We start from the raw sequence: 11,501 nt of genomic DNA on the forward strand, positions 1-11,501 counted from the left end.
ATATGTGGTTATCGTTATTACTGCCTTTTATCGTTTCATTTAGTGCGCTTATTCTTATTCGCCCTGCGGCGCAAAAAGTCGGCTTGGTCGATAAGCCCAATTACCGCAAACGCCATCAAGGTGCGATTCCGTTGATTGGCGGGCTTGCGCTGTTTATTGGCAATCTCAGTTTCTATCTGTTGCAATGGAACGAAATGCGCTTTCCTTATCTTTATCTGTTTTGCGTGACGGTATTGTTGGCGGTCGGTGTGTTTGACGACCGCTTCGACATCAGCCCGTTTTTACGCGCAGCTATCCAAATTGTGCTCGCCGGCTTGATGATTCATTATGCCCATCTGGAATTAGCCTCGCTCGGACAAATTATCGGGCCGTTCCAGCTGCGCTTAGGCTCGTTATCTTTTATTGTGACGGTGTTGATCACCTTGGCGGTGATCAATGCGTTTAATATGATCGACGGCATTGACGGTTTGCTCGGCGGTTTGTCGAGCGTCACTTTTGGTGCGGTCGCGCTGTTGATGTTACTCGACGGGCAGATCAATTTAGCTATGTGGTGTTTTGCCTTGATCTTGGTGATTGCGCCGTATGCGCTGTTTAACCTCGGGGTGTTCGGAGTGAAAAATAAAGTCTTTATGGGCGATTCCGGCAGTACCTTGATCGGCTTTACCGTGATTTGGATTTTGCTGTTCAGTACGCAAGGCAGCGGACACCCGATCAATCCGGTAACCGCACTTTGGGTGATCGCGATTCCGTTGATTGATATGGCGGCGGTGATCTTCCGTCGTCTGCGCAAAGGCAAAAGCCCGTTCCGTCCGGATCGCTTGCATTTGCACCATTTATTAATGCGCGCCGGATTAAGTTCGCGCCAAGCCTTATTGTTGATTACCCTCGTTGCCGCGTTATTTGCCGGGTTCGGTATTCTGGGCGAAATCTACTACATTGACGAATGGCTGATGTTCGGATTATTTATCCTGCTGTTTTTCGTCTACTACTATTCGATTACACGCGCTTGGCGGGTGACCCGCTTTATCAAAAGAATGCGTCGCCGCACCTTGCGCAGCAAAAAAAGTCGTCAGATTTGATGACACTCCATAAAAAAGGATCTTTTTTTATGTCAGAGACATTACCAAAGGCGGCGCCACAGCCGCAACTGATTGAACACTTGGATTTATTGGCGTTTGCCAAGATTTTATTACGTAAAAGTTGGCTGATTTTATTACTGATGGCGGTGGCAAGTGCGGTTGCTTATGTGGTAACCCAATTTGCGATCAAGCCGTCGTGGCGCGCCGAAGCCTATGTTGAGGCGCCGAAAGAGAGTGAGTTGGGCAATTATTATGCGCTGTATAATATGTATCAGTTGGTTGACGCTAAAGGCGGCGTGGGCAACGCCGGCGAAACGGTGCAAAGTGCGGTTGAAAACAGCTTGACCCAAGGGATTTACCAACAGTTTAAACAGCAAGTGAAAGCCTATGATGTGCTAAAAAATTTCTGGCTGAACAGTGATTATTACAAACAAATGATGAATGGCGATCGCGCGCATGACGAGGCGTTGCTGGAAAGCCTGATTGCCGGCATTCACTTCACTGAAGGCAATGCGCGCAACAATAGCAATGATAAAATCGAACTCACCTTGGATAATCCGAAACAAGCCGCGGAATTATTGAATGCGTTTATTCGGTATGCCAATCTCAGCACCCGCCAAATGGAATATGGCAACTTAATTGCCAAATGGAAGAACCTGTTTGATCGCATTACGTTGGCAGCCGATAATCAACTCGGGCAAGATCAGCAAGGGCAGCTAGTGCCTGCGTCCGTGTGGCAGAGTAAGTTGGCGATGATGACTTCGGTGCAGCCGTTGGATAATCAATTCAATGCATTTCATTATTTGAAAACGCCGGTGCAACCGCTTGCGCCATATAGTCCGAATCCGGTGTTATGGATGTTGAGCGCCGCATTTGCCGCACTGTTATTCGGTTGTGCTTTTGCGGTTATCTTGGCATTAAGGGATTTCTCTCGCAGACAAGCGCACTTACAACCGGGAGCGGAAAAAGAACATGGCTAAATTAAAAGTATTGACGGTTTTCGGCACGCGTCCGGAAGCGATCAAAATGGCACCGCTGGCACAAGCCTTGGCGCGTGAGCCGCAGATCGAAGCCAAAGTGTGCGTGACGGCACAACATCGGCAAATGTTGGATCAGGTATTACAACTGTTTGAGTTGGTGCCGGATTATGATCTGAATATTATGCAAGCCGGGCAGGATTTGACCGACATCAGTGTGCGGATCCTGCAGGAATTAAAACCGGTGCTGGCGGAATTCAAACCGGATCTGGTGTTGGTGCACGGCGATACCACCACGACCTTTGCCGCCAGTTTGGCGTGTTATTACCAACAAATCCGAGTCGGGCACGTGGAAGCGGGTTTGCGTACCGGTAATATCTATTCCCCATGGCCGGAAGAAGGCAACCGTTGTTTGACCGGCGCAATCGCCAGCTATCATTTCGCACCGACGTTAAGCTCGCAACAGAATTTATTGGCAGAAAATAAACCAACGGAAAATATTGTTGTCACAGGTAATACGGTGATTGACGCCTTGCTTTGGGTGAAACGCAAACTGGCGGCGGATACCGCACTTGCCGATCAATTGGCGCAACGCTATCCGTTTTTAGATACGCAGAAAAAACTGATTCTGGTGACCGGACATCGGCGCGAAAGCTTTGGCGCAGGTTTTGAACGAATTTGTCAGAGTTTGGCAACCCTGGCAAACAATCACCCGACAGCGCAGATTGTTTATCCGGTGCATTTGAATCCGAATGTGCGCGAGCCGGTCGAACGCTGGCTGCAAGGGATTGATAATGTCTTTTTGATTGAGCCGCAAGATTATTTGCCGTTTGTTTATCTGATGAACCGCGCTTATCTGATTTTGACTGATTCCGGCGGTATTCAGGAGGAAGCGCCGTCGTTGGGCAAACCGGTGTTGGTTATGCGCGACACCACTGAACGCCCGGAAGCGGTTCAAGCCGGCACTGTTCGCTTGGTCGGCACCGATCCGCATAAAATTATCAGCGAGGTCGAACGTTTATTAGGCGATACGCAGCATTATCAAAGCATGGCGCGTGCCAATAATCCCTATGGCGACGGCAAGGCGTGTGACAGAATCGTCAACGCAATTAAACATTTTTTAAGAGCAGAGTAATATGAACACAGAATTTAATACCATTTCGGTGATCGGCTTGGGCTATATCGGTTTACCAACGGCAACGGCATTTGCCAGTAGTGGCAAACGCGTGCTGGGCGTAGACTTAAACCGTTATGCGGTGGATACGATTAATCAAGGCAAAATCCATATTGTCGAGCCGGATTTGGATGTGGCGGTGAAAAGTGCGGTTGAAAACGGCTTATTAACCGCCAGTACCAAAGTGCTGCCTGCCGATGCGTTTCTCATCGCCGTACCGACCCCGTTTAAAGATCACTACCAGCCTGATCTGAGTTATGTGGAATCGGCTGCGAAAAGCATTGCGCCGGTGCTGCAAAAAGGCAACTTGGTGGTGTTGGAATCGACATCGCCGGTCGGCGCCACCGAACAAGTGGAAAAATGGTTGGCGGAATTGCGTCCCGATTTGACCTTCCCGTCGCAAGCGGGCGATCAAGCGGATATTAAATTGGCGTATTGCCCTGAACGCGTCTTGCCGGGCAAAATTATGCAGGAACTGTTTTCCAACGACCGCGTGATCGGCGGCTTGTCCGATGCCTGTGCGCAACAGGCTTCACGCTTGTATAAATTGTTTGTGCAAGGCGAGTGTATCGTCACTAACGCGCGCACCGCCGAGATGTGCAAACTGACCGAAAACAGCTTCCGCGATGTCAATATTGCCTTTGCCAACGAATTATCATTGATTTGTGATCACCTCAACATCAGCGTGTGGGAATTGATTAAATTGGCGAACCGCCATCCGCGGGTGAATATTTTGCAACCGGGCGCAGGCGTCGGCGGACATTGTATCGCGGTCGATCCGTGGTTTATCGTGGCACAAAGCCCGGAACAGGCACGCTTGATCCGCACCGCGCGCGAGGTGAACGATTATAAACCGCACTGGGTGATCGAACAGGTGAAAAAAGCCCTTGCCGAAGCCGTGACCGAGCGCAACTGCAAAGCCTCAGAGATTACCATTGCCTGTTTAGGTTTGGCGTTCAAACCGGATATTGATGATCTGCGCGAAAGTCCGGCAGTGGAAATCACCGCCGAATTAGCCGATTGGCACGCCGGCAAGGTGTTGGCGGTTGAGCCGAATATCGAAAAATTATCGGCGCAGTTACAGCAAAAAGTCGAATTGGCAAGCCTCGACAGCGCATTGGAAAACGCCGATATTTTGGTGTTATTGGTTGATCATCAACAATTTAAAGCCGTCAGTGCAAACGTCATTACTCAGAAATGGGTGATTGATACGCGCGGCATTTGGCGCGCTTAATCGGGATAAGCTTATGGAAAGTACGCATTTCAAGTTGACACGCAATGACTGGGAAAGCGACTTTTTCGCAATGGAAATCGGTCGCTTACAGTTTACCGGCGGTGAAAATGCCGCGCCGCACACCGTACAAGGCAATGAAAGTGCGGTCTTTGCCCCGTTTGAACTGGTACAATGTAAAATCCATGCCGATCAAGCCGAGCGGATTCACCGCTTGCAGCAGTTGGGGTTTCAGTTTGTCGAGGGCGAATTGGATTTTTGTTTGCCATTGTCCGAAACCAAATCAGCTCGGAACGAATTGCAAACCGCAAATGACCGTGATTTGGACGAATTAGAAAATTTATTCGGAGACGCATTCCAACTCAGCCGTTTTCGCCAGCCGTGGTTTAGTGCGCAACAAAACCGCACTTTCTACCGCACTTGGATTGGCAAAGCGGTGTCGGCACAGTTTGATGACGTATGTTTAGTGCAGCGTGGCGCCGACGGCAGCATTCAAGGTGCCGTCAGTGTGCGTTCGGTCGATACGGAAAATGCCCGCGTCGGTTTGTTGGCGGTTGCCGAAAATGCCAGAGGGCAGGGCGTGGCGAAAAAATTGGTGCAAAGTGCGGTTGATTGGAGCGCGCAACGGCAACGGCAACAACTTTGGATTGCCACCCAGAGCGGCAATCAGGCAGCGATCAAGTTGTACCAACAATCGGGCAAGATTGCGCAAGTCGCATACTGGTTCTATCGTTAAATAATAAGAGATAAACAATGATTCCATTTAATAAACCGCCGGTCGTCGGCACAGAACAACAGCAGATCGCCAACGCCTTAACCACCGGCAAACTCAGCGGCGACGGTCCATTCACCAAATTGGCGGAGCAATGGCAACAACAGCGCTTTAATGCCAAAAAAGTGTTGCTCACCCCGTCATGCACCGCTTCGTTAGAAATGGCGGCGCTGCTGATTGACATTCAACCCGGCGATGAAGTAATTATGCCGAGTTACACTTTCGTTTCCACCGCCAATGCTTTCGTATTGCGCGGTGCGACCATTGTGTTTGTCGATATACGCCAAGATACAATGAACTTGGACGAAAGTAAGATCGAAGCGGCAATCACCGCGAAAACCAAAGCGATTGTGCCGGTGCATTACGCTGGTGTCGCCTGTGAAATGGACACTATTATGGCGATTGCCGAGAAACATAAACTGTGGGTGATCGAAGACGCAGCGCAGGGCGTGATGGCAACTTATAAAGGCAAAGCGTTAGGTACTATCGGGCATATCGGTTGCTATAGTTTCCACGAAACCAAAAATTATACCGCCGGCGGTGAGGGCGGCGCCAGTCTGATTAACGATGAAAAATTGATTGAACGCGCGGAAATTATCCGTGAAAAAGGCACCAATCGCAGTCAATTTTTCCGCGGACAGGTGGATAAATACACCTGGCGTGATATGGGATCAAGCTTCTTAATGTCGGATCTGCAAGCGGCGTATCTGTATGCGCAATTCGAGGCGGCGGACGCAATCAACCAACGCCGTTTGGCAATTTGGCAGCGTTATTACCGAGCGTTTCAACCGTTTGCTAATGGGCGCGTAACCTTGCCGAGCATTCCGTCAGATTGCCGGCACAATGCGCATATGTTTTACCTCAAACTACGTGATATTGCCGACCGCACTTCCTTTATTGATGGATTGAAAGCGGCAGAGATTATGAGCGTATTCCATTATGTGCCGTTGCATTCCAGTCCGGCGGGAGAGAAATTCGGGCGTTTTGACGGCACGGATCAATTTACCACCCAAGAGAGCGAGCGCTTGGTGCGCTTGCCGTTGTTCTATAATATGACGGACAGCGAGGTGGAAAAGGTGATTTCGGTTGCGACAGCGTATCTGCAAGCGTAAGTATGACCGCACTTTGTCTATGCGAAACACTGATGAAAGTGCGGTAATCGATTTATGAAAAAATCCCTTGGCACAACCACCATTTGGACCGCGTCGTCCACCTTGGTTAAAATTCTTATCGGCTTACTGGTGGTCAAACTGCTGGCGGTGGCGTTCGGCACCGAAGGCGTCGGGCGCGCGGCGAACTATATGACGCTGTTGACCGTGCTCGGCGTATTTGCCGGCGGCGGGATTTTTAACGGCGTGACCAAATATGTGGCGGAATATGATGATAATCCGTCGCAGTTGCGTAATGTCTTGGCGACGTCCTCGTTTATTATTTTGCTGTTTTCGGCACTGGTCGGGCTATTATTATTCGCTTTTGCTACGCCGATTGCCGATTTTCTGTTTGCCGAAAGCGGCTATCATAATGTGATTCGCTCGCTTGCGCTGCTGCAATTCGGCATTGCCTTGAGTAACTATTTTCTTGCCATTTTGCGTGGACAGCGCAACGCCAAAGCCAATGCGCTGAGTATTATCGTCGGTTCATTGCTGGGCGTTATGCTGTTTTTACTGGGTTTATTCTATTTCGGTTACCAAGGGGCATTAGTCGGTTTGGCAGTTATTCCCGCGGCAGCGTTTTTACCGGCAATTTTTGCCTTGAGAAAACCATTTTCGCGGACATGGCTTAAACCGCACTTTACAACAACACAAGCGCAAAAATTACTCAAATTTTCCGGTATGGTGTTTGTCACGGCAATCACTTTACCGGTGGCGTATATTGTCATGCGGGATCGATTACTCGAATTTTATAGCGTGCATGATGTCGGGCTGTGGCAAGGTGTCAGTAAAATTTCCGATGCTTACTTACAATTTATTACCGCCGCATTCTCCGTTTACTTGTTACCGACGTTTGCCAAATTACCCGATCGTTATGCGATTAAACGGGAAGTCGGCAAGGCGTTAAAATTTGTAGTGCCGGCGGTGGTGTTGGTCAGCGTGCTAATCTATGTGTTGCGTGCGGTCGTGATCCGTGTCCTGTTTTCCGAACAATTTTTGCCGATGCAAAATTTGTTTATTTGGCAGCTTGCGGGCGATGTGTTCAAGGTGTCGGCGTATGTGTTCGGTTATCTGATTGTGGCGAAAGCGGCGTTGAAATTGTATGTGCTAGCGGAGATCAGTCAGTTTGCGTTGCTGCTTGCGACCTCGTATTGGCTGATTCCGCTGAATGGGGCAATCGGCGCAACCCAATCTTATTTCATCACCTATTTCAGCTATTTTGTATGTTGTGTGATTGGTTTTTCAGTTTACCTCAAACGTGCCAATCGTCGCCCAATCAAGGATAACTCATGAGAATTTGCCATATTTTAGGCTCGGATATTCCGCACCATAACCAAACCGTGATGGCGTTTTTCCGCGATCAACTGTGGGATCGCATTCCGCCACAAGCACGCGCGGCGTTTTATATTGTCGGCGGCGATAGCGACAATGATCCGCCGCAAGTGAAACGTTTTGCCGATAAAAAGTCATTGGCGACCTTTTTAATCCAAGAAGCGAAACAGCGCGACGATACCTTTTATCTGTTGCACGGGCAGTTTAATCTCACTATTTGGCTAGCGATTTTATTTAACCGTTTGCCGTTGGATCGGTTGGGTTGGCATATTTGGGGCGCGGATCTGTATGAGGATTCTACTCAGTTAAAATTTAAATTGTTCTATCCGTTGCGCCGCTTGGCACAGAAAAAATTACGCCATGTGTTTGCCACTGCGGGCGATCTGCAACGGTTTAGCCAACTTAATCAAACAGCAGAAAAAACGGTGCTGTATTTTCCGACCAAAATGGATCTCGGTTTGCAAGTGCCGGACAATCATCAAAGTGCGGTGCTCACGATTTTGCTTGGCAATTCCGGTGATCAATCCAATCGCCATTTAGAGGCGTTGGCACAAATCAAACAACAATTAGGCGAACAAGTGCGCATTATTATTCCGATGGGCTATCCGGAAAATAACCACGCCTATATTGCGCAGGTTCGGCAGAAAGCACGCGCCTTGTTTGCACCAAGTGCGGTTGAAATTTTAGAACGGCGTATTGAGTTTCAAGACTATTTGAGTATGTTGGCGCAATGTGATCTGGGCTATTTTATTTTTGTGCGCCAACAAGGGATTGGAACAATCTGTTTATTGACACAATTTGAGATTCCCTTGGTGTTGAATCCGCAAAATCCGTTCTGTTTGGATCTGCAACAACAGCAAGTGCCGTTTATTGCCATGAATGCGCTGAACCGCGAAGCCGTTGCACAGTGCAAAGTGCGGTTAGCGGCATTGGATAAAACGCAAATTGATTTTTTTGCGCCGAATTTTGCCGACGGCTGGATTCGGATGTTAAACGAATGGGGACAAAAATAGCCATATGTTGAGTTTAACCCAACTGAGCGCTTTGGTGCTGCTTTATACTTTCTCGCTTGTGCTGATTGGCTATCTTGCCTACCAAGCGTTTAAAAAAGTGCGGTTTTCTTTCCACCTGTTGTTTACGCTGGTTTATTTGTTGACGTTTTATTTAGGCTTTCCGTTCAGCATGATTTTGGCATTCGGTTTCAATGTACAAACATTACCGTTTGAAATTTTGTTTATTAGCCTGTTCTCCGCATTGGCATTCTATATTTTATATTATGTCTGCTATCAAGTGCGGTTGCTGCCGAAAACGATGGCTTTAAAACCGCATTCAGCGCGTACTGTTGTGCAAACGGCACGGCAAAATTCGGCCGGCGAAGGCATTATCACCGCATTGCTCTTGATGTTAGTGGCATTAATCACCATCGGCTTATTTTTCAGTTTAAACGGTTTTTTACTGTTCAAACTGGATAGTTACAGTCAAATTTTTTCACAAAGCGTCAGCGGCACCGCACTTAAACGCTTTTTCTATTTTTTCTTACCGGCATTATTGATTTTCTATTTTTTAAAACCGAGTAAACCGAATTGGTGGCTGTTTTTATTGTTCGGCGTCAGTTTCGGTGTGTTGACCTATTTATTGGTCGGCGGCACCCGTGCCAATATTGCGTTGGCAGTGGCAATTTTCTTTTTTATTGGTATCAGCAAAGGCTATATTTCGATTGTCACCTTAGCCATTGCAGGGGCAACGGCGATTGTCGCCATGTTCGGTTTGGCATTGGCGCGTTACGGCTTGGATGTCAGCGGCAGCGAAGCGTTTTATACTTTTTTATATTTGACCCGCGATACTTTTTCGCCATGGGAAAATCTGGCATTGTTGTTATCCCATTATCAACAGATTGAATTCCAAGGGCTTGCGCCGATTGTGCGTGATTTCTATGTGTTTATTCCGAAAGGCGTTTGGGAAAACCGTCCTGATTTGGTGGTCAACGCTGCCAATTACTTCACTTGGGAAGTGTTGAATTATTACGCCGGGCTGGCAATTTCACCGACGTTGCTTGGATCTTTGCTGATTATGGGCGGAATTCCGTTTATGCTGTTGGGCGCGGTCATTTGCGGCTGGCTGATCAAAGGTATGGATTTTCTTTATCACTATGCTAAACACAGCTTGAATCGCAGCAATGCGGCATTGATTCAGGCGTACTGTTTTGCCAATATTTTTAATATTATCGTGTTGGTCAGGGAAGGAATGGACGCGTTTATTTCGCGCTGGGTGTTCTTTTCGCTGATTTTTATTGCTGCGGTAGTAATCGGTAAATCGGTGGTCTTACTTATGCGCAAAACCGGCAGCGTGCGTTATAAATTCGTGAACAGTTGAGAGTAACAATGAGTAACACAATGATTGATAAAGTGACTATCCGTGGGATAGATATTTTGGCAGTGAAAGATCAAACGGCCTTTTTGGATTTTTTACTGAATGAAAACGGCGTACGGCAGGGCAAATTAATTGCCATCAATGCGGAAAAAATTATCACCGCGGAAAAACAGCCGGAAATAAAGCAATTGTTGCTCAATGCGGAGTTTAAATATGCCGACGGCATGAGTATCGTCAAATCGATTCAGAAAAAATACCCGCAATACCGCACTTTGCAACGGGTTGCCGGTTGTGACCTATGGTATGCTTTAATGGAAAAAGCCGGTAAATTAAATACGCTGGTTTTTCTGGTCGGCGGACAGCCGCAGGTCTTGGCAGAAACCGAACAGAAATTAACCGCACAATGGCAGGTGAATTTGGTTGGTTCACAAGACGGCTATTTTAAAGCTGAACAGCAAGCCGAATTGATTGAACGCATCAAAGCCAGCGGGGCGAAAATTATTACCGTTGCAATGGGGTCGCCGAAGCAAGAGCGGTTTATGTTGGCGTGCCAACAGGCATATCCTGAGGCGTTATATATGGGCGTGGGCGGTACTTATGATGTATTCACCGGGCGAGTAAAACGCGCGCCGTTAATTTGGCAAAAAGCCAATTTAGAGTGGTTGTACCGCTTATTAAGCCAGCCAACCCGTTGGCGCAGACAAGTCAATTTATTACAGTATGCCTATTACTATTTTGCCAATAAGCTGTAAAATAACCAGAAAGTTGGCAAATAACGAGCAAGTTGCATATTTTAACAGCAAGCGAGAAAAAAAATCAAAAAAGCACTAGACAAGTTATTCAGAAACACTTAATATGCGCCCCGCAACGACGCGATGTGCGCTCGTAGCTCAGTTGGATAGAGCGTTGGCCTCCGGAGCCAAAGGTCTCAGGTTCGAATCCTGTCGAGCGCGCCATGCGTTCGCATTTTGATTCAGCTAACGCTTGTCAGCAACAATGGTGGCTATAGCTCAGTTGGTAGAGCCCCGGATTGTGATTCCGGTTGTCGTGGGTTCAAGTCCCATTAGCCACCCCAATTTAACTTCTGGTTGGTTTAACAAGAAGTTGCCATCGGCGAGTAGCGCAGCTTGGTAGCGCAACTGGTTTGGGACCAGTGGGTCGTAGGTTCAAATCCTATCTCGCCGACCATTTCACTTTTTTTAAAGTTGAAATGAACCTTATCTCCTTTTCTTAAAAGGAATGAAGGTAAGGCTTTCTGTTCTTTAACAATATATCAGACAATCTGTGTGGGCACTTGTGCAAGGCATTGGTAATTTAAAGATTTAAAAAAACTAAAGTCTTAATGAGTGCTGATAGTAAATTCATAATTGAAACTTTTGTGGTTTCAATATTATAGTCAGAGATTCGTTGAGCGA

The 11,501-nt window shown here is 47.6% G+C and carries 10 protein-coding genes and 3 tRNA genes; all 13 read left to right on the plus strand.

What is annotated here, in order from left to right:
- The first annotated feature begins 2 nt into the window (after positions 1-2).
- A complete protein-coding gene (gene wecA / locus ACQ31U_RS09530; RefSeq protein WP_431051500.1) occupies positions 3-1,079 on the plus strand; it encodes a UDP-N-acetylglucosamine--undecaprenyl-phosphate N-acetylglucosaminephosphotransferase in 1,077 nt (358 codons plus the stop codon).
- Between the two features lie 29 nt (positions 1,080-1,108).
- A complete protein-coding gene (locus ACQ31U_RS09535; protein ID WP_431051502.1) occupies positions 1,109-2,059 on the plus strand; it encodes a Wzz/FepE/Etk N-terminal domain-containing protein in 951 nt (316 codons plus the stop codon).
- Entirely contained in the window at positions 2,052-3,191 is a 1,140-nt protein-coding gene (wecB, locus tag ACQ31U_RS09540) for a non-hydrolyzing UDP-N-acetylglucosamine 2-epimerase (RefSeq protein WP_431051504.1), read from the plus strand. The genes ACQ31U_RS09535 and wecB overlap by 8 nt, the downstream gene beginning before the upstream one ends.
- Before the next feature lies 1 nt (position 3,192).
- Complete coding sequence (gene wecC / locus ACQ31U_RS09545) at positions 3,193-4,464, plus strand: UDP-N-acetyl-D-mannosamine dehydrogenase (protein WP_431051506.1); 1,272 nt, start codon at positions 3,193-3,195, stop codon at positions 4,462-4,464.
- Positions 4,465-4,477: 13 nt separating this feature from the next.
- Positions 4,478-5,197: a dTDP-4-amino-4,6-dideoxy-D-galactose acyltransferase gene (gene rffC, locus ACQ31U_RS09550; RefSeq protein WP_431051508.1), complete on the plus strand. Its 720-nt coding sequence runs from the start codon at positions 4,478-4,480 to the stop codon at positions 5,195-5,197.
- Between the two features lie 17 nt (positions 5,198-5,214).
- A complete protein-coding gene (rffA, locus tag ACQ31U_RS09555) occupies positions 5,215-6,345 on the plus strand; it encodes a dTDP-4-amino-4,6-dideoxygalactose transaminase (protein ID WP_431051510.1) in 1,131 nt (376 codons plus the stop codon).
- 54 nt (positions 6,346-6,399) lie between these two features.
- Positions 6,400-7,677, plus strand: coding sequence for a lipid III flippase WzxE (gene wzxE, locus ACQ31U_RS09560; protein ID WP_431051512.1), 1,278 nt, complete (start codon positions 6,400-6,402; stop codon positions 7,675-7,677).
- Positions 7,674-8,729: a TDP-N-acetylfucosamine:lipid II N-acetylfucosaminyltransferase gene (locus ACQ31U_RS09565; RefSeq protein WP_431051514.1), complete on the plus strand. Its 1,056-nt coding sequence runs from the start codon at positions 7,674-7,676 to the stop codon at positions 8,727-8,729. Before wzxE ends, ACQ31U_RS09565 begins: the two co-directional genes overlap by 4 nt.
- A 4-nt stretch (positions 8,730-8,733) precedes the next feature.
- Positions 8,734-10,089, plus strand: coding sequence for an ECA oligosaccharide polymerase (wzyE, locus tag ACQ31U_RS09570; RefSeq protein ID WP_431051516.1), 1,356 nt, complete (start codon positions 8,734-8,736; stop codon positions 10,087-10,089).
- A 20-nt stretch (positions 10,090-10,109) separates the two neighbouring features.
- Positions 10,110-10,838 carry a lipopolysaccharide N-acetylmannosaminouronosyltransferase gene (wecG, locus tag ACQ31U_RS09575; protein WP_431054323.1) on the plus strand — a complete coding sequence of 243 codons (729 nt, stop codon included), beginning with the start codon at positions 10,110-10,112 and terminating at the stop codon, positions 10,836-10,838.
- A gap of 127 nt (positions 10,839-10,965) precedes the next feature.
- A tRNA-Arg gene (locus ACQ31U_RS09580) sits at positions 10,966-11,042 on the plus strand.
- 43 nt (positions 11,043-11,085) lie between these two features.
- Positions 11,086-11,161 (plus strand) — tRNA-His (locus ACQ31U_RS09585).
- 36 nt (positions 11,162-11,197) lie between these two features.
- Positions 11,198-11,274 (plus strand) — tRNA-Pro (locus ACQ31U_RS09590).
- Positions 11,275-11,501: the final 227 nt, after the last annotated feature.

It is taken from the genome of Testudinibacter sp. TW-1, from assembly GCF_050613185.1.
Taxonomy (GTDB): Bacteria; Pseudomonadota; Gammaproteobacteria; order Enterobacterales; family Pasteurellaceae; genus Chelonobacter.

Bases quoted from the DNA above. Each gene is read 5' to 3' on its own strand.
- wecA (WP_431051500.1), top strand. From the start codon at position 3: ATGTGGTTATCGTTATTACTGCCTTTTATCGTTTCATTTAGTGCGCTT.
- ACQ31U_RS09535 (WP_431051502.1), top strand. From the start codon at position 1,109: ATGTCAGAGACATTACCAAAGGCGGCGCCACAGCCGCAACTGATTGAA.
- wecB (WP_431051504.1), top strand. From the start codon at position 2,052: ATGGCTAAATTAAAAGTATTGACGGTTTTCGGCACGCGTCCGGAAGCG.
- wecC (WP_431051506.1), top strand. From the start codon at position 3,193: ATGAACACAGAATTTAATACCATTTCGGTGATCGGCTTGGGCTATATC.
- rffC (WP_431051508.1), top strand. From the start codon at position 4,478: ATGGAAAGTACGCATTTCAAGTTGACACGCAATGACTGGGAAAGCGAC.
- rffA (WP_431051510.1), top strand. From the start codon at position 5,215: ATGATTCCATTTAATAAACCGCCGGTCGTCGGCACAGAACAACAGCAG.
- wzxE (WP_431051512.1), top strand. From the start codon at position 6,400: ATGAAAAAATCCCTTGGCACAACCACCATTTGGACCGCGTCGTCCACC.
- ACQ31U_RS09565 (WP_431051514.1), top strand. From the start codon at position 7,674: ATGAGAATTTGCCATATTTTAGGCTCGGATATTCCGCACCATAACCAA.
- wzyE (WP_431051516.1), top strand. From the start codon at position 8,734: ATGTTGAGTTTAACCCAACTGAGCGCTTTGGTGCTGCTTTATACTTTC.
- wecG (WP_431054323.1), top strand. From the start codon at position 10,110: ATGATTGATAAAGTGACTATCCGTGGGATAGATATTTTGGCAGTGAAA.